Annotated in this window: 20 protein-coding genes; 18 read left to right on the top strand and 2 right to left on the bottom strand. The window is 69.3% G+C overall.

Annotated elements, in window-relative coordinates:
- Positions 1–387 precede the first annotated feature (387 nt).
- The 4 genes from ABD907_RS15865 (at position 388) to nrdF (ending at position 4,380) form a co-directional block, all read left to right on the top strand.
- Positions 388–633, top strand: a complete 246-nt coding sequence (locus tag ABD907_RS15865; RefSeq protein ID WP_345217242.1) for a redoxin NrdH — start codon at positions 388–390, stop codon at positions 631–633.
- 135 nt (positions 634–768) lie between these two features.
- The gene (gene nrdI, locus ABD907_RS15860) at positions 769–1,185 is read left to right on the top strand and encodes a class Ib ribonucleoside-diphosphate reductase assembly flavoprotein NrdI (protein WP_345217241.1); all 417 of its coding nucleotides are present in this window, start codon (positions 769–771) and stop codon (positions 1,183–1,185) included.
- Positions 1,155–3,311 carry a class 1b ribonucleoside-diphosphate reductase subunit alpha gene (gene nrdE, locus ABD907_RS15855; protein ID WP_345217240.1) on the top strand — a complete coding sequence of 719 codons (2,157 nt, stop codon included), beginning with the start codon at positions 1,155–1,157 and terminating at the stop codon, positions 3,309–3,311. Before nrdI ends, nrdE begins: the two co-directional genes overlap by 31 nt.
- Before the next feature lie 94 nt (positions 3,312–3,405).
- Positions 3,406–4,380: a class 1b ribonucleoside-diphosphate reductase subunit beta gene (gene nrdF, locus ABD907_RS15850; protein WP_345217239.1), complete on the top strand. Its 975-nt coding sequence runs from the start codon at positions 3,406–3,408 to the stop codon at positions 4,378–4,380.
- A gap of 25 nt (positions 4,381–4,405) precedes the next feature.
- On the opposite strand, the gene ABD907_RS15845 is transcribed toward nrdF, so the two are convergent.
- A complete protein-coding gene (locus tag ABD907_RS15845) occupies positions 4,406–5,332 on the bottom strand; it encodes a spermidine synthase (protein WP_345217238.1) in 927 nt (308 codons plus the stop codon).
- A 97-nt stretch (positions 5,333–5,429) separates the two neighbouring features.
- Here ABD907_RS15845 and ABD907_RS15840 point away from each other — a divergent pair, with 97 nt between their 5' ends.
- The 14 genes from ABD907_RS15840 to ABD907_RS15775 all read left to right on the top strand — a co-directional run bounded on the left by ABD907_RS15840 (position 5,430) and on the right by ABD907_RS15775 (position 20,958).
- Positions 5,430–6,881 carry an RDD family protein gene (locus ABD907_RS15840; RefSeq protein WP_345217237.1) on the top strand — a complete coding sequence of 484 codons (1,452 nt, stop codon included), beginning with the start codon at positions 5,430–5,432 and terminating at the stop codon, positions 6,879–6,881.
- Positions 6,882–6,933: 52 nt separating this feature from the next.
- Positions 6,934–11,511: a type VII secretion EssC family protein gene (locus ABD907_RS15835; RefSeq protein ID WP_345217236.1), complete on the top strand. Its 4,578-nt coding sequence runs from the start codon at positions 6,934–6,936 to the stop codon at positions 11,509–11,511.
- A gap of 94 nt (positions 11,512–11,605) precedes the next feature.
- The gene (locus tag ABD907_RS15830; protein WP_345217235.1) at positions 11,606–11,893 is read left to right on the top strand and encodes a WXG100 family type VII secretion target; all 288 of its coding nucleotides are present in this window, start codon (positions 11,606–11,608) and stop codon (positions 11,891–11,893) included.
- A gap of 127 nt (positions 11,894–12,020) precedes the next feature.
- Positions 12,021–12,320 carry a hypothetical protein gene (locus ABD907_RS15825; RefSeq protein ID WP_345217234.1) on the top strand — a complete coding sequence of 100 codons (300 nt, stop codon included), beginning with the start codon at positions 12,021–12,023 and terminating at the stop codon, positions 12,318–12,320.
- Positions 12,321–12,360: 40 nt separating this feature from the next.
- Positions 12,361–13,569 (top strand): hypothetical protein, encoded by a 1,209-nt coding sequence (locus ABD907_RS15820; RefSeq protein ID WP_345217233.1) that lies wholly within the window; start codon positions 12,361–12,363, stop codon positions 13,567–13,569.
- Positions 13,569–14,207 (top strand): hypothetical protein, encoded by a 639-nt coding sequence (locus ABD907_RS15815; protein ID WP_345217232.1) that lies wholly within the window; start codon positions 13,569–13,571, stop codon positions 14,205–14,207. The genes ABD907_RS15820 and ABD907_RS15815 overlap by 1 nt, the downstream gene beginning before the upstream one ends.
- A complete protein-coding gene (locus tag ABD907_RS15810) occupies positions 14,204–14,827 on the top strand; it encodes a hypothetical protein (RefSeq protein WP_345217231.1) in 624 nt (207 codons plus the stop codon). The genes ABD907_RS15815 and ABD907_RS15810 overlap by 4 nt, the downstream gene beginning before the upstream one ends.
- Before the next feature lie 40 nt (positions 14,828–14,867).
- The gene (locus ABD907_RS15805; RefSeq protein ID WP_345217230.1) at positions 14,868–15,548 is read left to right on the top strand and encodes a hypothetical protein; all 681 of its coding nucleotides are present in this window, start codon (positions 14,868–14,870) and stop codon (positions 15,546–15,548) included.
- A 116-nt stretch (positions 15,549–15,664) separates the two neighbouring features.
- Complete coding sequence (locus tag ABD907_RS15800) at positions 15,665–17,461, top strand: periplasmic substrate-binding domain-containing protein (RefSeq protein WP_345217229.1); 1,797 nt, start codon at positions 15,665–15,667, stop codon at positions 17,459–17,461.
- Between the two features lie 225 nt (positions 17,462–17,686).
- Positions 17,687–18,313, top strand: a complete 627-nt coding sequence (locus ABD907_RS15795; protein WP_486334114.1) for a phosphoribosyltransferase — start codon at positions 17,687–17,689, stop codon at positions 18,311–18,313.
- Positions 18,314–18,383: 70 nt separating this feature from the next.
- Positions 18,384–18,953: an isopentenyl-diphosphate Delta-isomerase gene (gene idi / locus ABD907_RS15790; RefSeq protein ID WP_345217227.1), complete on the top strand. Its 570-nt coding sequence runs from the start codon at positions 18,384–18,386 to the stop codon at positions 18,951–18,953.
- 18 nt (positions 18,954–18,971) lie between these two features.
- Positions 18,972–19,484, top strand: coding sequence for a pyrimidine dimer DNA glycosylase/endonuclease V (locus tag ABD907_RS15785; RefSeq protein WP_345217226.1), 513 nt, complete (start codon positions 18,972–18,974; stop codon positions 19,482–19,484).
- Between the two features lie 127 nt (positions 19,485–19,611).
- Positions 19,612–20,253: an HhH-GDP family DNA glycosylase gene (locus tag ABD907_RS15780; protein ID WP_345217225.1), complete on the top strand. Its 642-nt coding sequence runs from the start codon at positions 19,612–19,614 to the stop codon at positions 20,251–20,253.
- A gap of 30 nt (positions 20,254–20,283) precedes the next feature.
- The gene (locus ABD907_RS15775; protein WP_345217224.1) at positions 20,284–20,958 is read left to right on the top strand and encodes a dienelactone hydrolase family protein; all 675 of its coding nucleotides are present in this window, start codon (positions 20,284–20,286) and stop codon (positions 20,956–20,958) included.
- Between the two features lie 16 nt (positions 20,959–20,974).
- On the opposite strand, the gene ABD907_RS15770 is transcribed toward ABD907_RS15775, so the two are convergent.
- Positions 20,975–22,027, bottom strand: a complete 1,053-nt coding sequence (locus ABD907_RS15770) for an LLM class F420-dependent oxidoreductase (protein WP_345217223.1) — start codon at positions 22,025–22,027, stop codon at positions 20,975–20,977.
- Positions 22,028–22,136 lie beyond the last annotated feature (109 nt).

The following is a 22,136-nucleotide window of genomic DNA, read 5'->3' as shown; positions in this document are numbered from 1 at the left end:
GTGGACCGAGCCACGTCCACAAGCGGTCGCACGGGTCGGAGGCCCCCCTCGTGAGGGCAGGAGAAGCACCCGTGTCAGTGGGTCGCGGGAGACTTCGGCGATCACCCCCTGGCGGGTGGTCCGAGGCGGTCGCTCGGGGCGGTCCACAGACTTGCCCCCAGGCGGCTGCCGGCAGTCCACAGACGGGAGGCTGCGAATGGCGAACCAACTCGAGGCGACACGCCGTGCCCCAGCATCTTGGGGTACCACCGGCGAGGCACCCCTAGGTGTAGTGTTGAGGAACCGCGGAGAGGCATACACCGCGTTAAATCACATCGTTGTTGTTACACCCACGTTGGAGCAATCTCCGGCCTGTGAAGACGCACCGAGACAAGGAGTTCGGCCCGGATGAGCATCACCGTCTACAGCAAGCCGTCCTGCGTCCAGTGCGACGCCACCTACCGGGCGCTGAGCAAGCAGGGGCTGGAGTACGAGGTTGTGGATATCACGACCGACCCCGAGGCGCTCGAGAGCGTCAAGGCGCTGGGCTACCAGCAGGCGCCGGTCGTGTTCGCGGACGGTGACCACTGGTCCGGCTTCCGACCGGACAAGATCAAGGCGCTCGCGGCCCATCAGGCCGCGGTCAGCGCCTGACGGTCCTCGGACCGACGACGACTTCGGCCGGGCCACCGCGACCCGGTGGCCCGGCCGAACACCAACGGTCATGGACCGGTGACAGCACCTACGTGACCACGCAGGGGCCACCGGCATCGCTGAAGGAGGGCAGTGATGGGCACCATCGTCTACTTCTCCTCCGTCACGAACAACACGCACCGTTTCGTGGAGAAGCTGGACCTGCCCGCGCACCGCATCCCGCTCCGCTCCGGGGAGCCCTCGGTCCGGGTGGATGAGGAGTACGTCCTCGTGCTGCCGACCTACGGTGGTGGCGACGGTAAGGGCGCGGTGCCCAAGCAGGTCATCCGGTTCCTCAACGACGAGCACAACCGGTCACTGATCCGTGGCGTCATCGCCGCGGGGAACGTGAACTTCGGTACGGGGTACTGCCTCGCCGGCGACATCGTCTCGGCGAAGTGCGAGGTGCCGTTCCTGTACCGCTTCGAACTCATGGGAACCACTGAGGACGTGAACCGCGTCCGAGAGGGATTGGGGCAGTTTTGGCAGCAACGCTCACGGATACCGGCGTAGGGATCGCCGGCGCGCCTCAGCTCGACTACCACGCGCTGAACGCGATGCTCAACCTGTACGACGCGGACGGGAAGATCCAGTTCGACGCCGACCGGGAGGCCGCGCGCCAGTACTTCCTCCAGCACGTCAACCAGAACACGGTCTTCTTCCACACCCTGAAGGAGAAGCTCGACTACCTGGTGGAGGAGGGGTACTACGAGGGCAGCGTGCTCGAGAAGTACTCCTTCGACTTCCTCACCGACCTGTGGGACCTGGCATGGTCCAAGAAGTTCCGGTTCGAGACGTTCCTCGGTGCGTTCAAGTACTACACGTCGTACACGCTGAAGACGTTCGACGGGAAGCGGTACCTGGAGCGCTTCGAGGATCGAGTGGTCATGGTCTCCCTCGGCCTGGCCGACGGCGACGAGGCGCTCGCTCGGAGCATGGTCGAGGAGATCCTCGCCGGCCGGTTCCAGCCGGCGACCCCGACCTTCCTGAATGCCGGCAAGGCCCAGCGCGGCGAGCTCGTCAGCTGCTTCCTGCTGCGCATCGAGGACAACATGGAGTCCATCGCCCGCGGCATCAACTCGGCCCTGCAGCTGTCCAAGCGTGGCGGCGGCGTGGCGCTGTCGCTGTCGAACGTCCGTGAGGCCGGGGCGCCGATCAAGAAGATCCAGAACCAGTCCTCGGGTGTCATCCCGGTGATGAAGCTGCTCGAGGACTCCTTCTCGTACGCCAACCAGCTCGGCGCACGCCAGGGCGCGGGAGCGGTGTACCTCAACGCCCACCACCCCGACATCATGCGGTTCCTCGACACCAAGCGGGAGAACGCGGACGAGAAGATCCGGATCAAGACGCTCTCCCTCGGCGTCGTCATCCCGGACATCACGTTCGAGCTGGCGAAGAAGAACGAGGACATGTACCTCTTCTCGCCCTACGACGTCGAGCGTGTCTACGGGAAGCCGTTCTCCGAGATCAACGTCTCCGAGCACTACCACGAGATGGTGGACGACGCCCGGATCAAGAAGACCAAGCTCGACGCGCGCGGCTTCTTCCAGACCCTCGCCGAGCTGCAGTTCGAGTCGGGCTACCCCTACATCGTGTTCGAGGACACCGTGAACCGGGCGAACCCGATCAAGGGCAAGATCACGATGTCGAACCTGTGCTCGGAGATCCTGCAGGTCTCGACGCCGTCGACCCTGAACGAGGATCTGTCCTACTCGGAGATCGGCCGGGACATCTCCTGCAATCTCGGGTCGCTGAACATCGCCAAGACGATGGACTCGCCCGATTTCGGGCGCACGGTGGGCACGGCGATCCGGTCCCTGACCGCGGTGGCCGACCAGACTCACATCTGGTCGGTGCCCTCGATCGAGAAGGGCAACAACGACTCCCACGCCATCGGCCTCGGACAGATGAACCTGCACGGCTACCTGGCCCGCGAGCGGATCCACTACGGCTCCGAAGAGGGCCTCGACTTCACCAACATGTACTTCTACACGGTGGCGTTCCACGCCATCACGGAGTCGAACAAGCTGGCGATCGAGAAGGGCCGGGCGTTCACGGGCTTCGAGGACTCGAAGTACGCCACCGGCGAGTACTTCACGAAGTACATCGAGGGCATCTGGGAGCCGCGCACCGAACGCGTGCGCCAGATCTTCGACGAGGCCGGCGTCCACCTCCCGACCCAGGAGGACTGGAAGTCCCTGGCCCAGTCCGTCAGGGAGCACGGGATCTACAACCAGAACCTGCAGGCCGTGCCGCCGACGGGGTCCATCTCGTACATCAACAACTCGACCTCCTCGATCCACCCGATCGTCTCCAAGGTGGAGATCCGCAAGGAGGGCAAGCTCGGGCGCGTGTACTACCCCGCGCCGTTCATGACGAACGACAACCTCGAGTATTACGAGGACGCCTACGAGATCGGGCCCGAGAGGATCATCGACACGTACGCCGAGGCCACGCAGCACGTGGACCAGGGACTGTCGCTGACGTTGTTCTTCAAGGACACCGCCACCACGCGAGACGTCAACCGCGCGCAGATCTACGCCTGGCGCAAGGGCATCAAGACCCTCTACTACATCCGGGTCCGCCAGCTCGCTCTCGAAGGGACCGAGGTGGAGGGTTGCGTCAGCTGCATGCTGTGACGAGAGACCTGGGGGCGGGCCGGAACCAGCCCGGCTCTCAGTGGTCCGCGACATTCGCCCCGCCAAGGCACCTACTTACGAACAAGGACTGAACGTGTCGGAGAAGCTCAAGCTGGTCAGCAGCGTCCAGGCGATCAACTGGAACCGGGTCCAGGACGACAAGGACGTCGAGGTCTGGGACCGCCTGGTCGGGAACTTCTGGCTGCCCGAGAAGGTCCCGCTGTCCAACGACATCCAGTCCTGGGCGACCCTCAGCGACGACCAGCGGCTCATGACGACCCGCGTCTTCACCGGCCTGACGCTGCTGGACACGATCCAGGGCACGGTCGGTGCCGTCTCACTGATCCCGGACGCGGTCACCCCGCACGAGGAGGCCGTCTACACGAACATCGCGTTCATGGAATCGGTGCACGCGAAGTCCTACTCGTCGATCTTCTCGACGCTGATCTCCACCAAGGAGATCGACGCCGCCTTCCGCTGGTCGGAGGAGAACGAGAACCTCCAGCGCAAAGCGGAGATCGTCATGGACTACTACCGCGGCGAGGACCCCGAGAAGCGCAAGGTCGCCTCCACGATGCTGGAGTCGTTCCTGTTCTACTCGGGCTTCTACGCGCCGATGTACTGGTCAAGCCACGCCCAGCTGACCAACACCGCCGACCTCATCCGGCTGATCATCCGGGACGAGGCCGTGCACGGCTACTACATCGGCTACAAGTACCAGAAGGCGCTGGAGAAGGCCGACAGCGCCCGCAGGCAGGAGCTCAAGGACTACACCTTCGAGCTGCTCTTCGAGCTGTACGAGAACGAGGAGCAGTACACCGAGGACCTCTACGACCCGCTGGGCCTGACCGAGGACGTCAAGGCGTTCCTGCGCTACAACGCCAACAAGGCGCTGAACAACCTCGGGTACGAGGCACTCTTCCCGTCGGACCAGACGGCGGTCAATCCTGCGATTCTCTCGGCGCTGAGTCCGAACGCGGACGAGAACCACGACTTCTTCTCGGGCTCGGGCTCGTCGTACGTAATGGGCAAGGCCGTCAACACCGAGGACGAGGACTGGAACTTCTGACTAACCGCTGATCGACGGCGGAACTTCAGCAGGACTTTCCTGCGGGAGTCCCGCCGTCGTCGTCACGCCGGCGCTTCCGCGGAAGCGCCGCCCGTGTCGTCTCGAGCAGTCGCAACGCCTCGTCGATCTTCGGCAGTCGCGGCACGGGCGACCACAGCTGGTCGGCGTCCCGGACGGGTTCCGCGCCGTCGATGATCCGGTCGAGGTCGGTCACGAGCGCACCGCGTGAGGAGTCGTCCGCCAGTGCGGCGCGTATGCCGTCGGTGCTCAGCGGTGCGGCCGAGCCGATCAGGGTGGCGTTGCCGAAGCGCACACCGTGGAGCGCGGAGCCCTGCACGATCATGGCCACGTGCTCAAACACGGCCCGGACCGTCGCGAGCTCCCGCCGGGTGAACTCCAGCTCGGGCCCGGCGACCGAGTTCACGATCAACAGCCCGGTGTCCGACAGCGCCGCCCGCGCCGCGGCGAAGCACTCCATCGACGTGAAGGCGGGCGGGATCCGGCCGCCCGCGAACACGTCGATCAGCACGGCGTCCAGCTCGTTGGCGGTGCCGGCGTCCAGCCAGGCACGCGCGTCCCCGATCTGGACGTCGATCCCTAGGTGCAGATCGAACCGGGTGCGGGCGAGCTCCGCGAGTGCCGGCTCGAGCTCGATGACGACCTGCCGGGAGTCCGGTCGCCGCTCGGCGATCGCACGCGGCACGGTCAGCATGCCGCCACCCAGGTGAGCGCACGTCTGCGGGCCGTCGTTGCCGAGGGCGGCAAGCATCCACCGTGCCGCCGCGAGGGTCGGCGGGGCGCCCGGCCGGCCGATGTGCGACTGGCGGACGCCGTCGATCTCCAGCGACCAACCGTCGTCATGCGTCACGAGATGGGCGACAATGCCGTCCGAGAGCTCGATGACCTCGCGCGCCGGTACCGGCTCGTCGGAAGCGGCCGCGGGCGTTGACATGCGGTGATCCTGACAGACGACAGCGCCGGCGTTCGCGGTCGGTACGGTTGTCGTCGGTATCGCCAACGAGTACCTGTGGGGCGGGAGGAGTCCGAAGGTGGTGATCTGGGAGGTCGACGACGGCGATCAGCAGAAGATCGAGGGACTGGACGAGGACGGCAGACCCGACCCCGCGTACGCCGCCGCGCTCGGCCTCGTCCCCGCGCCCCTGGGTCGGCGTTCGGTGGCCTTCCTCATCGACTTCGCCGTATACCTGGTGCTCCAGGCTCCCTACCTGATCTTCGCGGCACCACTGCTGCTCATGCTCTTCACGGCGCGCATCAGCTGGTACGGGTTCCTGAACCATCCCCAGTTCATCCTGGCCGTCGTGATGGCCGGCGTCACGACGCTCCTGACGCTCGCCTTCTGCATCGTCCAGCTCGCCCTGCACGGTCGAAAGGGCACCACGCTCGGCAAGGCCGTGATGGGGATCCGCTCGGTGAACGTGAGGACCCTCGAGAAGCCGGGCATCCGGCGGGTACTGCTGCGGTCGCTGGTGCTGTGGGGCTCGGCCGTGGTCGTCGTCGGCCCGATCCTGTTCCTCATCTCCCCGCTGTTCGACCCGCAGCAGCGTGGTCGGGGATGGCTCGACATGGTCGGCCGGACCTGGTTCGTGGACATTCGCGAGGGCCTCCAGCCGTACGACGACAAGCGCATGCGCATCGCACGCAAGACGGTGAAGGCCGAGCCGGTGGCGCGGCCCAGGGCGATGCCGTCGCTCGCCACGTCCAACGACGGCGGTGGCCAGGAGCCGTACCGACCCGGCGCGCGCGTCAGCGCCGGCGTGCTCGGCGTCGCGCGGCCGCACGGTGCCGGACCGCGCCCCGTCGTGGGGCTCGGGCAGGAGACCGTCGACGACGCACCGGAGGCCCCGCCGACGCCGGGCCGTCCCGCGGCGGGCGCGTACCGCCCTGCGGACCAGGCAAGGAAGGACGCGCGGACCGCCAGGCCGTCGACCACGGCGTCCGCCCCCTCACCGGGCTCGGCGGCGATCGCCGGGGCACCGCCGCCGTCGCCTCCCTCGGCCGGCGTGGGTGCCCCTGCCGGCAGTCACACCCTGGTCACCGGACTCCCGGGGGCGCCATCGCCGTCGGCCCCGCCGTCCGGCGCCTCGGCGGAGCCCGTCGGGGCGAGCCGGCACGGGGACCCGGACGACGTCGAGCAGACAAGCCTGCGCGGTCCTGACGGGTTCGTGCTGCAGCTGGACTCGGGGGAGCGCGTCGCGATCACCGAGACGCACGTGCTCGGCCGGAACCCCGCGGTCCCCGACAGCGTCCGCGGCGCGCGCCGGATGCCCGTGGCCGACGACACCCGTTCGGTGTCGAAGACGCACCTGGCTGTGCGTCCTGTCGAGCGGGGCATCGAGGTCATCGACCAGCACTCGACGAACGGCACGTCCGTCGTCCACGACGGCGCCGAGCGCCCGCTCGCTGCGGGCCAGCCCGGCCTCGCGCTGCCGGGGGACACGATCCGCTTCGGCGACCGCACAGCGGTGGTGGCGCGCGCATGACACATGCCGGCGACTTTCGCATCGATACCGACAAGACAGATGGGCGTGAGCTGTGAAGGTCAAGCTTACTCTGCACCGTGACGGCGCGGCGCCGGCCGACATCGTGGTCACGGCCGACTCCACGGCCACGGCGGCCGACGTCGCGCGGCACATCGCCGACGCGGATCCGGCGCGCACGGTGCTGGCCGGGCAAGGTGATGTGCTGACCCTCGCGGTCGCACCACCCACGGCCGAACGCTTCGAACCGCTGCATCCCGACGTTCCGATCGGTGAGGCACCGATCGGTTCCGGTTTCGCGGCCGCCCTGCTGAACCTGGGCCACCAGAGCTCGCCTGCCGTACCGGCAGGGTCGCGCGACGCCGTCGGCGTGCTGGTGGCGACGGAGGGGCCGCTCCGCGGGCAGGAGTTCCCGCTGACCATGGGCCACGCGTCCATCGGCCGGAACTCGGACAACGACATCGTCCTCGCCGACCCGATGGTGTCCAAGCGGCACGCGCGCATCGAGCTGGGCGGCTACGTCGAGCTGGTCGACCTGAACTCCGCCAACGGAGTGCTCGTCGACGGCACACCGGTGCAGCGCGTCCGGATCGTGCCGGGGGAGCCGTTCGTCATCGGCGGGACCACGCTGGTGCTGTACCTCGCGAGCGACTTCGACGGCTCGGCCGAGGACCCGGTGCTGGAGCGCGGCGGCGGCCTGCTCTTCAACCGTAGCCCTCGGGTCGAGGTGCGCTACCCCGGCGTGGAGCACCCGCCGCCGCGGATGCCGACCGAGATGCTCAACAAGCTGTTCCCCTGGACCATGATGGTCTCGCCCATCATCATGGCCGGCGCCATCTTCGCGATCACCGGCCGCGAGCGCGCCCTGCTGCTCATCATCATGACGCCGATGATGGCGCTCGCCAACTTCGTCAACCAGCGCCGGCAGGCCGGCAACAAGCAGAACCACGAGGTCCAGCTCTTCGAGCGTCAGTTCGAGAACCTCGAGGAGACGTTCTTCCGTGCCAAACCCGAGGAGGAGCAGGCTCGGAACGAGGAGGTGCCGCCCGTCGCCGAGGTTTTCGAGCACGCCATGCGGCTGGGGCCCATGCTCTGGACGCGACGACCCGAGCACTGGAACTTCCTTGCCGTGCGGCTGGGTACCAGCAGAGCCGAGTCGCGCAACTCGATCCGGGAGCAGGACTCGCAGGACGGACTGCCCGAGTACATCGAGCGCGTGCAACGTCTCCAGGAACGGTACCGCTACGTGGACGACGTGCCGGTGCTGGAGTCGCTGCCCGCGGCCGGCTCCCTAGGGGTGGCCGGCCCGACCGGCCCCGCGGCAGACGCCATGCGCGGACTGGCCGTGCAGCTGTTCGGTCTCCACGCGCCGAACGAGGTCGTCACCGTGGCGTTCGCCGACGCCGACTGGACCAGCGAGCTCGAGTGGATCAAGTGGCTGCCGCACACCACGAGCGAGACGAGCATGTTCAAGGACCTGCCCCTCGCCGACTCCGCGCCGACGGCGAACGCGCTGCTCAGCTCGCTCGAGGAGTATGTGCTCCGGGCCGGGTCCTCGCCGCAGCATCGCGGTCCGCTCGGCGAGGAGTGGAACCCGATGCGCTATGGCACCAACGTGCGGCGGGCGGGGGAGGAGACCAGCTCCAAGGTGCGGATCTCCGTCGTCGTGTTCATCACGAACGATGCCCCGGTGGATCGCGCGCGCCTGACCCAGGTCCTCGAACGCGGGGCCGACGTCGGTGTGCACGCCGTCTTCGTCTCCCCCACGATCGAGTCCCTCCCGGCGGCGTGCCGGAGCTTCGTCGACGTCACCGGAGGGCTTGACGATGCGCAGGTGGGGATCGTCCGCACCGGCGACCGCTACGAGAACGTCCGCGTCGAGGGCGTCTCGAACGCCTACATGCACACGTTCGCCAAACGACTGGCGCCGGTGGTCGACGCCAGCACGGTCGTGCACGACGCCTCCGACATCCCGAACGCCGTCATGTTCCTCTCGTTGGTCGGGCGCGAGGTCGCCGAGGACCCGAACGCCGTCGTCGACCGCTGGCGGCAGAACAACACCATCATCGACCGCTCCGACGCACCCCGCCCGCGGCTGAAGAAGGCGGGGAACCTGCGTGCCATCGTCGGCCAGGGAGCGAGCGACGCGATGACGCTGGACCTGCGTACGCAGGGCCCGCACGCCCTCGTCGGTGGTACCACCGGTGCCGGCAAGTCGGAGTTCCTGCAGGCATGGGTGCTCGGCATCGCCTCCGCCCACAGCCCCGACCGTGTCACGTTCCTGTTCGTCGACTACAAGGGTGGATCGGCCTTCGCCGACTGTGTGGAGCTGCCGCACTGCGTGGGCCTGGTCACCGACCTGAGCCAGCACCTCGTGCGCCGTGCCCTGACCAGCCTCCGCGCCGAGCTGCACTACCGCGAGCACCTCTTCAACCGGAAGAAGGCCAAGGACCTGCTCGAGCTGGAGAAACGTCAGGACCCCGAGTGCCCGCCCGCGCTCGTGCTCGTGATCGACGAGTTCGCCGCACTCGCCGGTGAGGTGCCGGAGTTCGTCGACGGCGTCGTGGACATCGCGCAGCGTGGCCGTTCGCTGGGCATTCATCTCATCATGGCGACGCAGCGGCCCGCGGGCGTCATCAAGGACAACCTGCGCGCGAACACGAACCTGCGCGTCGCACTGCGCATGGCCGACGAGTCCGACTCCAAGGACGTCGTCGACGACCCGGTGGCCGCGACCTTCCCGCCGTCCATCCCCGGGCGCGCCATCGCCAAGACCGGGCCGGGCCGTCTGGTGCCGTTCCAGTCGGCGTTCGCGGGCGGGTGGACCCGCGAGGCAGTGGTCACGGCGGACGTGAAGGCGGCCGAGCTGCGGTTCGGCTCGACCGTGGAGTGGGAGCCAGACCGACCGCCGGAGGCGGACTCCGAGGACGACGATCTCGGGCCGAACGACCAGAAGCGCGTGGTGAACACCCTCATCCGCGCGGCCGACGTCGCGGACCTGCCGGTGCCGCGACGGCCCTGGCTCGATGATCTGCCGGACGTCGTGGACCTGCGCGACCTGCGGGGCGAGGGCGACGGGCGGATCCTCCTCGGACTTGCCGACCTGCCCGAGCGGCAGCGCCAGGACCCGGCATACTTCCTGCCCGACCGCGACGGCTCGCTGGTCGTGTTCGGTACGTCCGGGTCCGGGAAGTCCACCCTCCTCAAGACCATCGCGACGGCGGCCGGGATGCGTCCCGACCTCGGCACGGCCGAGGTGTACGGCCTCGATTTCGCTTCTGGTGCACTGGGTGTCATCACGCGGCTGCCGCAGGTGGGATCGATCATCGACGGCGACGACGCGGAACGGATCCAGCGACTGCTGCGCACCCTCGGCAGGGAGCTGGACCGCCGCTCCGAAGCCTTCTCCGCGGCCAATGCCGCCAACCTCACGGAGTATCGCGAGCTGATCGACCCGAACCTGCCACGCATCATCCTGCTGATCGACAACTACCCGGAGTTCAAGAAGGAGTGGGAGATCAGCTCTGCGCGGGCGCCCTTCTACCAGGTGTTCATGCGCATCCTGGGTGAGGGACGGCCGCTCGGGGTCCACGCCGTGATCACCGCCGACCGGGGCGGGGCCGTGCCCACGGCGGTTGCCGCCAACATCTCGCGGCGGATCGTGCTGCGGTTGTCCGACCCGAACCAGTACACGCTGCTCGGGGCGCCGAAGGACGTCCTCGACGAGCAGTCGGTACCCGGACGCGCCGTCGTGGACAAGAACGAGGTCCAGACCGCCGTGCTGGGCGGGACCACGAACGTGGCCGAGCAGTCGAAGGCTCTCGACGAGCTCGCCGGCAAGCTCCGTGCCGGCGGCGTCCCCGAGGTGCCCGAGGTCGGGGCGCTGCCCACCCGCATCGAGTGTGCCGAGCTACCCGACAGCGTCGACGGCCAGCCGGTCTTCGGCATCGCCGACGACACGCTCGCTCCCAGGGGATTCGACCCGGTGGGCTCGTTCACCATCACCGGGCCACCGCAGTCGGGCACGACCAACGCGCTCAAGGCGCTCGTCACGGCGATGGAGCGGTTCGATCCCGACATCAAGCTGTTCCACTTCGGCAGCCGCCGAGCCCAGCTCAAGGACTTCCGCGAGTGGGTGCGCAGCGCCGTACGGCCCGACGACGAGAAGGCCTTGGCGACGGAGCTCGCGGAGATCGTGGCGGACGAATCGGTCCCCGGCCGGATCATGATCGTCGTCGAGGACGTGCCGCACCTCGCCGACGGTGCCGCGGACCGTCCGATGCGCGCGTTGCTGCAGGCGGTGAACAACAGTGACCACCTGCTCGTCGGCGAGTCCGACATCAGCCGGGCAGGAGGTGGGTCCGGCGTGCTGGGCGAGTGGAAGGCGGGCCGTCAGGGCATCGCGCTCAAGCCGGACACCTACGACGGCGACTCCTTGTTCAAGGTGCCGTTCGGCCGGGTGAAGCGTACGGACTTCCCCGACGGGCGAGGCATCTTCGTGCAGGCCGGGCGGTCCGTCACCATGCAGGTGCCGCTGGCGGCGGACGGACCGCCGATCCGGCGGAGGCAGGAAAGGAGCGTGGCCGACGGCCGGCCCGACGAGATTGTCGCCCCTGCAGGTCACGGTGGGTAGTACTCCCCATTGAGCGAATTCACCGGGTACTTCTAGAGTCATGGCAGGTGGTCCAGCAGGGCCCCGAATCCGATACGTGGGAAGGTCAGGATCGATGAGCGACTTCGGCGCAACGTACGACGAGATGGAGTCGACGGCCACCAAGCTGGACGACGGCAAGGACGCCATCAACGACCTGCTCGGCGAGCTCCAGGGCCACGTCGACGGTCTCGTCGAGGACGGCTTCAAGACCGAGCAGGCCTCGGGAAAGTACCGCGACGGCTACGAGGAGCTGACCACCGGCCTCAGGGATGCCTCCGAGGGAGTCGCCGACATGGCGCAGGCCCTGCGCGACATGGCCAGCGCCATCCGCGACCTCGACAGCCAGCTCGCCGGCGGCTGAACGACGAACGTTCGGCTGTGGGGCCGGCCCCGAGGGTCGGCCCCTCAGTTGTTCTGCAAGGACGCCGCGATCGCGGTGACCAGACCGTCAGCGAAGTCCGCCGCACGAGAACCAGGAATTCGAAGCCATGTCCGACATCTACATCGATCTTGGTGAGCTCGAGACCGTGAAGTCACAGCTGGACGCGATCGTCACCGAGTTCAAGAAGGCGACCGACCGCTCCGAAGCGCTCGAGGCAGCCATCGGAAGGCCGTTCTTCCGGAGTGAGCTGCAGGACAAGGCACGAGAGTTCGAAGAGCGCTGGGACGACAAGCGCACGGTTCTCGAGGGCCAGCTCAGTGACGTGCGCGATCACGTCAAGGGCGTCATCGACGGCGTCGAGAAATGGGACGCCGAGGCGGCGGTCTCGCTCACGCCGGAAAAGTAGAGCAGCCCGACGACGCGACAGGTGAAGGAGCTCCAGCGCGATGGTATACATGCCCCCCTCCCCGCGGGGAAGGAACATTGAGCAGGTCGAAGGGTCGGCGGACGAGATCGTCGAGCGAGGCGACGCCATAGCGACCCTCGGTCAGCAGATGCTGGACAGCGCCGACACCCTCGAGACCATCGCGACGCGCGCCATCGGGGACGGCACCCAGAAGGGTCAGGCGATCGAGAAGCTGAAGGAATCGGTCGGCGACTCGTACAACACGCTCCGTGAAGCAGGCCAGCTCTACGAGCCGGTCGGCCCCGTCATCAAGAAGTACGGCGAGGAGCTCGCAGCCGTTCAGCCCTCCATCAAGACCCACGTCGAGAACTGCGAGAGCCTGTGGTCCACCTACGTTGGCCTGCCCGGCGAGGTCGAACCGCGCGGGACCGGCGGCCTGTTCGAGCCTGACGAGGACAGCCCGGAAGCCGAGAAGCAGGCCGAGGAGGATGCGGCGAAGAAGCAGGCGTACGAGGAGTGGGAGGGCGAGGCTCAGCTCTTCGACAGCTCTTACGACACCTGGGAGACGGCGTTCGAGGACGCCGCCAGCAGCATCACCGACGAGATGGCCGGCACGATCGAGGACAGCTTCTGGGACACGATCGGCGACTTCCTTGGCGTGGCCGCACTGATCCTCGGCGTCGCTGCGATGTTCATCGGTGGATGGGTGATCGCCGCGATCGCCGTCGCAGTCGGAGCAGCCTTCTTGTTCGTCACGTACATGCAGTACACCAAGGGCGAGAAAACCCTGATGGATATCGGTCTCGCCGGCCTCGCGATCCTGCCCGTGGGGAAAATCGCGAACCTGACAAAACTTGCGCACGGCGGCCGGGGCCTCAAGGCTTTCGGTGAGGGGGCCCTCGGCAATATCGCGAAACTCAAGCCCGCCAACGGGCTGCAGAGACTGAGCGGGAAGATATTCAAGGAGAAGCCGTTCGTGTTCAACGGCTGGGGCGGCGGCCTCAAGAATGCGACACTCGGGTCCCTCGGACGCAGCAGCGTCCGTGCGGATCACATGAGGCTCTACACGGGGCAGGCCGGCCGCCAGGCGTTCCTGGGTGGTGGTCGAGAGATCGTCAAGATCGCCTCGACGGCCGACCTCTCGCTCCGGTTCATGGGCAACCTCGCTGGGTGGTCAGGCCGAGTTGCGGGGCTGCCGGACTCCGACTGGAAGGACCCGTTTCCTAAATGGACGGGTGCGCTGCTCTGATGAGTTCGCCCGCGGAATGGGTGGTCGATCTTGCCGAGGACATCGAGATCCCGGGGTGGTTCTTCGTCCCGGAAGCCCCGGAGGACGAGCAGCAGCGACGGTGGGTCGAGGAGTGCGCCGAGGCGCTGAGCTCCGTGGTCGGCTCCGAGCGCTGGGACGGCGGGGTCGCGTCAGAGCTCGACATTCACGAGGTGCTTCGCCAGGCACTCGACGAGAGAGCGGCGACGGACTCCGACGCCGTCTTCCAGGTGTGGCCCCTGGACTTCATGGCGGCCGTCATGTGCCACGTGAACCTGGTGACGAGCGCGTCCCTCCCCTCGTGGACAGATACGGGAGCGATCGTTCACCGGGTCGAGGCACCTCACCTCGGCGCCGGACTCCAATGCTCGACCAGGCGCACGGATGATGACAGTGGGATGGACGTCGTGTCCGTCCACCTGATCTTCGACAACGGCGACGTGGCGCTCATGCTGAGTCTTGGCGAGGCGCCCGCACCACTGATCACGCGGGTACTCCCCGAGTTCATGATGCTGACGGAGGCGCTGCGGATCGACCGGGCCGACGGCGCACCGTTCATAGCCGTCGCGCCCGAGGGTCAGTTCGACGAACCTCCCTGGCCGTTCGAGGAGGCCGGATGACCACGACGCGCCTGCGGCAGGAGATCGGCATGCAGCCGGACCCGGACTTCGACCTCGAGCTACCGCCCGGGTGGACCCGCCGCGAGGTCGATCCCGCGGTCCTGGACACGATGCTCGCGGGAGTCAAGCGCCGGTTCATGGCGGAGCATCGCCCTGATCTCTACGTGGAGGTCAAGGTGATGCTGCAGAACTCGTTCAAAGACATGGACCGGAACGGGGTGTTCGCATTCTTCTCCCCGACCGAGGCCGGAGATGGCACGCTGGCCATCCCGGCGTCGATCCATGCCTCGATCAGGCGTGCCGGGGCCGGGGAGAATCTCGACGACCTCGCACGTTCGTTGATTCGGAGCCACGGAGCGACCCCGCTGCTCGGGGATCCAGGAACGTTGCGTTTCGAGCTGGAGAAGTCGGTCCGGTTGGGGACGGAGACGATCATGAATCATGCGATCATCTACCTGACGCCGATACCGGGAGCGAAGCGTCGGCGAGCGCTGCAACTCGTCGCCGGATTCGGGAGGACGATGGACACTCCGTCGACTCACCCGTCCCTCGATGCGATGAGGCTACTCTTCGACTCGTGCGTCTCGACCCTGCGTTGGCGGCAACCCGCGCATTCGTGACGGCTCGAGGTAGGCCACCGGGGCAACGAGGGAGACGTGAGTGCGACGTAGTAGTCAGCCGCTGGAGGACTGGGCGCGTAACGCGCGCCTCTCGCGACCGATTCGCTGGGGCGAGGTGGAGGCGGAGGTTTTCGCCAGACGTCCGCCACGGGCTCCGGACGAGACCACTGCCGACAGGGTGATCCGCGCCATCGGCCTCGTGCTGACGGCGATCGTGGCGATCCCCCTGATCGGGGCGTCGGTCGTCGGTCTCGTGCTCGTCCTGGCCGGTGCGGACCCGGTGCTTCTGCGGATCGTGTTCGTGATGGCCGCCGGCGTTCCTGTGGCCATGCTGCTGGCCTGGTGGGAAGACCGCGATCGCGGCCTCGTGAAGCTGCTCGTCGCCGGCGGGTCGGGTCTGGTGTCCCTTGTTGCCTACCTGGTCATGAGGAGCGCGCCGGGGGACCAGGGTGATGTCGCGGCGGCGCTGCTGATGATCCTTGCGGCCGTGACCGGGGCGGCGGCCGCGGCGGTGATGCTGGTGGCGTCCAAACCACCAGAGCGCGAGCTGCGTCGACCCCGGACCGTCAACCCATGGATCGGTATGCGCTACTACGCCGCTCGCAAGAAGGTGATGGCCATCCTTGTCGAGCGACGACTGACCGACCTCGACGAGGACGAGCAGCAGAGGGTCCTCGAGATGCCGTTGGGCTCCTGGCACGAGCTGGATCGGTCCGCCTAGGCGACCGGTTGTCCTCGCCGGACGTACGCGCGCACGGCTGAGCACCACGTACGGTCGAGTCCGTGTTCGTCGACCGAGAATCGGCGCGGCCGCGCCACGGGAAGCGAGGAGTGAACGTGCCGCGAAGGTGGCGTCGGCAGGCAGCGCTCGTCGTGGTGGGCGCACTCGCCCTGGTGCTGGCGGCCTGCGGCCCGTCCCTGCCGAACTCTGTCGTCCCCGGGTCGGCCGCCACGGTGGGCTGGTCGCACACCCTGACCAGCACGAACACCGCGAGCGCGGCAGGTGCCACGGCCGGCAACAAGGACGTGGCGGCCCTGACACGCGGGCGCTTCGCCGAGAAGGTGGGCGGCGTTCTCGAGATCGACGAGAGCTTCGGCAGCGTCGAGGTCGTCGATCGGGAACCGTTCACCGTCCGCTATGACCTGACCGACCCGCACTGGTCGGACGGGATCCCGGTCGATGCGGCCGACCTGATGCTCGCATGGGCCGCTGGCTCCGACGCGTTCGCTCCCGCAGCGGCCGATGCCGCGAAGGCCCCCACGGCGAACGAAGCAGTCGAGGCTCCCGAGGCCGCCATCTCGTTCGACTCCGCCCGCAGCGGCCTTGCGCAGAGCAACGAGATCCCGCGCTACGACGAGTTCGGTCGCTGGATCGACGTGCGCTTCTTCCAGCCCGTCGCCGACTGGCGCACGGCGCTCGACGTCGCGGTTCCCGCGCACGTGGTCGGTGCACGCGCGTTCGACCTGTCGGACCCGATGGAGGCGAAGCAGGCGGTGCTCACGGCGATCGAGGAGCGAGATGGCGAAGCCCTCGCCGCGATCGCACAGGTATGGAACACCGGGTTCGACCTGCGCGGCGGTGACGGCAACGGCATCGCGCCCGAGCTGCTGCTCTCCAGCGGCCCGTACCAAGTGGCGCAGGTGGACCAGAGCCGTCCCGGGGCGCAGCGCGTGAACCTCGTGGTCAACCCGGAGTACACGGGTAGCCCGACGCCGGAGTACGAGCGCATCGAGCTGGTGCAGTCCCCGGCGGCAGAGCAGCTTGAGAACCTCGGCGACACTCTGGACGTGGTGCAGGTCGCGCCGACCGACGACAACAGGGAGCGCATCCGCGACCTGGAGCGGCGGGACTACGGTGTTTCCTACTCGCACGACGGAACCCTCTGGGTCCTCCTCCTGGCCTCGGGCCGCGGGGAGCTTGCGTCGCAGGAGGCCCGGGTCGCTTTCCTCCGGGCCGTGCCCAGGCAGGAGGTCGCCGCCGCCGGCGCGGGCCCATGGGCGACGCAGCTCGAGGAGACGAATGCCTTGCTGTTCGCCCCGGGCACGGAGGCGTACGACATCGCGATGGAGGACGCCGGCTTCCGTGAGCGGTTCGCTCGATCGGTGGGTGAGGCTTCCCAGGCGCGAGAGGCCGCCGGGGTCGTCAGGGGCGCCGCGGTGTGCGTGCTCTACGACACGGACGTCCCGTTCGCCCGCGCCGCGTTCGATGCGCTCAGGAAGGGCGTGGCCGAGGCCGGCTGGGACGTGCGCGACTGCGGTGACCGCGACGTCCGGACCACTGCCGAGCACAGCAATGCCTGGCACGCCGTCCTCACACGGGTTCCGTTGCCGGTGGGTCCGGCCGGGATCGCCGCACAGTGGGGGACCGAGGGCCGTTCCTCGCTCAGCGGCGGCGGCAACCAGGCGCGGGACCGCCTCATCGAAGAGCTCGCGCGCACGGACGACCAGTACGTGGCCCGTGACCTTCGGGTCCAGATCGAGGCGGACATCGTGAAGGAGGCGGTGGCCCTGCCGCTGGCCATGAACCAGCTGGTGACCATCGCCGACCGTGATGTCGAAGGGGTGCAGCCGCGCCCGGGACCGGTGGCCTCGCTGACCTCCGGCGTCGTCGACTGGAGTCCCGTCCAGAACTGATCGCCGGACGGGCGCCCCACGCCTACCGTGTCCGGGAGCCCGGCACCCCGCGAGTCGGCCGGCGGCTCCCGCCGTCCTGTTGTCGACCTGCCGAGGCAGACCTAGCCTGGTCGGCATCCACAGACAGGGCGCGGGCCGGGCGGGATCCAGACCCGCACGGGCCACGCACTTGAGGTGATCGCGGTGAGCGCCCAGCCCTACGCCGACCGGGACGAGGCCGGACGGATGCTCGCACCGCACCTCGAGGACTACGCGGGCCGTGACGACGTCGTCGTCCTCGGTCTGCCCAGGGGCGGCGTGCCGGTCGCCGCCCGGGTCGCGGAAGCCCTGCGTGCGCCGCTCGACGTGCTCCTGGTCCGCAAGCTCGGCACTCCCGGGCAACCCGAGCTGGCGATGGGCGCCGTCGCACGGGTAGCCGGACGGCTAGCGGTCGTCCGGCACCAGGCCGTGCTGGACCTCGGCATCGGCGACGAGGAGTTCGACCGCGTGCTCGAGCGAGAGACCCCCGAGCTCGAGCGCCGCGAGGCGATCTACCGGGACGACCGCCCGTCACCCGACGTAACCGGGCGCGTCGTCATCGTCGTCGACGACGGCCTCGCCACCGGATCGACGGTGCGGGCGGCCCTGGCGGCGCTGCGCTCGGGCGAACCGGCCCGCCGGGTCGTCGCCGTGCCGCTCGGCTCCGCGGAGGCCTGCCGGACCGTCGCCGCGGAGGCCGACGAGGTGGTCTGTCCCTGGGTACCCGAGCAGTTCGGCGGCGTGGGGCAGGGGTACCAGGACTTCTCACCCACCACCGACGAGGAGGTTCGCGGCTTGCTGGACCGGTCACGATCGTCGCGCGAAGGTGCCTGAGAGGGCCGGGTCCACTGCCTCCGCGCCACCCTGCCGTGCGGTGCAGGCCCTCAGCCAGGAGCATGTGGACATGGCACATCGACTCGACGAGGTCGTGCTGCTCACGGACGACGGACGGCCGGCGGGTACGGCGCCGCGGGCGACCGTGCATGACACCGGGACCCCCCTGCACCTGGCCTTCTCGTGCTACATCCTGGATGGGGACGGTCGCGTCCTCCTCACCCGGCGGTCGCTCGGGAAGCGGACCTGGCCCGGAGTCTGGACCAACTCCTTCTGCGGGCACCCGCGTCCCGGCGAGCCGGTCGGGGAGGCCGTGCACCGGTACGCCCGTCACGAGCTCGGTCTGGCGATCGGTGAGGCCACGTGTCTGCTCCCGTCGTTCCGCTACCGCGCCGTCGATGCCTCCGGCGTGATGGAGAACGAGATCTGCCCCGTCTACGCCGCCCGCGCCGACGGCCCGATCGCCGCGAACCCGGAGGAGGTCATGGACCACCGGTGGGCCCGCGCCGAGGACGTCGAGCAAGCCGTCCGGAGCGCGCCCTGGGCACTGAGCCCTTGGATGGTCGAGCAGGTCCACCGGCTCTCGGACCCCGGGCTCGGCACGTTTCCGACCGTCCACGAGGCGCTCGGCGGGTCCTAGGGTGAGAGGAGGCCGCGGATGCGGCTGTGGTCGCTGCACCCCCAGTACCTCGACCGGCAAGGCCTGACGGCCTGCTGGCGGGAGGCCCTGCTGGCCCAGGCGGTGCTCGCCGGACGCACCCGCGGCTACCGTCACCACAGCCAGCTCCACCGGTTCCGGGCCCAGCACGACCCACTCGCCGCCGTCGGCGCCTACCTCGTGGGCACCGCCGAGGAGGCGGCGGCCCGGGGCTACCGGTTCGACACCACCCGGATCGAACGGCCGACCACTCCACAAGACCGTGGGGCATCGACGCAGGGCAGCCGGGCGGGCGTCCAGCGCATACCCGTCACCGAGGGCCAGCTCGCCCACGAATGGGGGCACCTCATGGTGAAGCTGGCCGGCCGCAGCCCCGAGCTGGCTGCCGTGCAGGCCGGGGTAGCCCTCCCTGCCGCACATCCCCTCTTCGTCGTCGTCCCCGGACCGGTGGAGACCTGGGAGCGCGGACCCACCGGGCCGAACAGCACCGAATCTTCCCTTTTCCCGCCCTGAGGCGCACCGAACGGTGTGGAAGGGTCGCACCACCCGGACCACGCCCGGACGATCGCCCCGCCGTTGCCCGGTGTCCCCGGCCGGGCCTAGCGTGGCGGTCAGGACGACCCGAGGAGAGGGGAACGTCGTGACGCAGCGGCGCACCGTCGAGGTGCTCCTCGACCGGCACGGCAAGACCTACGCCGAGCAGGCCGAGGTGAAGCTCCGGGACACCCCGTCGCCGCTGTACCGCCTCCTCGTGCTCAGCCTGCTGCTGTCCGCGCGGATCAGTGCGGAGATCGCCGTCGCGGCCGCCCGCGAGCTGTCCACCGCCGGGTTCCGCACGCCACGCCGCATGGCCGACGCGACGTGGCAGCAACGCGTGGACGCGCTGGGCCGTGGTGGCTACCGCCGGTACGACGAACGCACCGCCACCATGCTGGGTGACGGTGCCGACCTCCTCCTCGAGCGTTACGGCGGTGACCTGCGCCGCCTGCGCGACGAGGCGGGGTCGACCCGGAAGATCCACTCCGCGCTGCAGGCGTTCCCCGGCATCGGGCCGGTCGGTGCGAGCATCTTTTGCCGCGAGGTCCAGGGTGTGTGGCCGTCCCTGGCGCCCTTTCTCGACGACAAGGTGCTCGACGGCGCCGAGAAGGTCGGCCTGCCCACCTCGCCTTCGCGGCTCGCGCACCTGGTCGAGGCCGGCGAACTTCCCCGGCTCACGGCCGGCCTTGTCCGGGCCGCGCTCGACGGCGACGTCGTCAGGGACGTGAAGGAGAGCGCGGGCTGAGCGGCCCGACAGGTCTGGGGTGAGGCGGCCGTGACGGAAGCAGCAGCGACGGAACGAGCGGTGCGCATCGACGCCGGCGACGCCACGCTCGACGCGGACCTGACCACTCCGGACGTGGCGCGCGCCGTCGTCGTCTTCGCGCACGGGTCGGGCAGTAGCCGGCACAGTCCCCGCAACCGGCACGTGGCAGGGGCGCTCCAGCAGGCAGGGTGCGCGACGCTGCTGATGGACCTGCTCACGGCGGAGGAGGAGCACGTCGATCTCGCCACGGGTGAGCTGCGCTTCGACATCGGCCTGCTCGCCGGGCGCCTGGTCGCGGCCGTCGACTGGTGGACCGCCGACGCGGACGAGCTTCCCGTGGTGACCTTCGGCGCCAGCACGGGTGCCGCGGCGGCACTGATCACGGCGGCCGACCGGCCCGAGCAGATCGTCGGCGTCGTGTCGCGGGGAGGCCGGGTCGACCTCGCCGGGGCGGCCCTGGGGCGGGTCGTTGCGCCGACGCTGCTGGTCGTCGGCGAGGCGGACCCGCAGGTGCTCGAGCTCAACCGCCGGGCGGCGGAACGGCTGCGCGGGCCGGTGGACGTCGAGGTCGTGGCGGGTGCCACGCACCTGTTCGAGGAGCCCGGCGCGCTCGACGCCGTCGTCGAGCTGACGATCGCGGCGGTGGACCGCTGGGTGGCACCCGGCGGCCGGCGCCCCACCTGATCGGCGCCGGGCCGGTTCAGGACTTCAGCGCGGCCACGACGTCCGGCAGGGCACGCGCGTCCGTCTGGATCACCAGCGTGGTCACGACGCTGCGCTCCCAGGCCGAGAGCTGCTCGCGCAGCTGTGCCGGGTTGCCGGCCAGCGCGATATCGAGCACCAGCTCCGTCGGCACGGCGGCCGCCGCCCCGGCACGGTCGCCCTCGGCCCACCGGCGCGCCACCTCGGCGCACGCGGCGTCGTGGCCGAGCCGCTCGATCGCCTCCCGGTGGAAGTTCGTCGACGCGGAGCCCATGCCGCCGACGTAGAGGGCGACCTGGGGCTTCAGGCCATCGGCGGCCGCCTCGACGTCGGGCCCCGGGGCGACGGGTACGGCCGCGGAGACCTCGAACTCGGTGGCCGGTGCCAGATCGAAGGACCGGCGGGAGAACCCGGCCAGGAGGTGCTCGGCGTAGACGTCCGAGAGGCGCGGCGAGAACAGGAAGGGCAACCACCCGTCGGCGATCTCCCCGGCGAGCGCCGTGTTCTTCGGCCCCTGGGCGGCGAGGTGGATCGGTAGGTCCGGGCGCAGCGGGTGAATGGTGGTGCGCAGCGCCTTGCCCTGGCCGGTGCCGCCGGGGAAGGGCAGCTGGATGTGCTTGCCGTCGAGCCGGACCGGCTCCTCGCGGCGCAGCGCCTGCCGGACGACGTCGATGTACTCGCGGGTCCGCTCCAGCGGGCGCGGGTAGGGCTGTCCGTACCAGCCCTCCACCACCTGCGGTCCGGACGCCCCCAGGCCGAGCGTGAACCGGCCGCCCGAGAGGTGGTCGAGCGTCATGGCCGCCATCGCCGTCGCGGTCGGTGTACGCGCGGGCATCTGGGCGATGCCGGTGCCCAGCCGCACGCGCTCGGTCCGCGCGCCCCACCAGGCGAGCGGGGTGAACGCGTCGGAGCCGTACGCCTCGGCCGTCCACAGCGAGTCCAGGCCCAGGTCGTCGGCGGCCGCGACCGCCTCCGCGGCCCCCGGCGGGGGACCGGCCGACCAGTAGCCGGTGGAGAAACCGAGGCGGAGCTGAGCGGCGTTGTCGTCCATCACAGCATCCTGCCTGACTGGCGAGGTCCGCCGGTTACGCATCCCCCACGTGGGTCCGCCCACCCGCCGAGAGCTGACGCCTACACCGATAGCGGACGTTCAGACCTCC

This window comes from Georgenia halophila (assembly GCF_039541595.1).
This window is presented reverse-complemented; position numbering and strand designations above follow the sequence as displayed.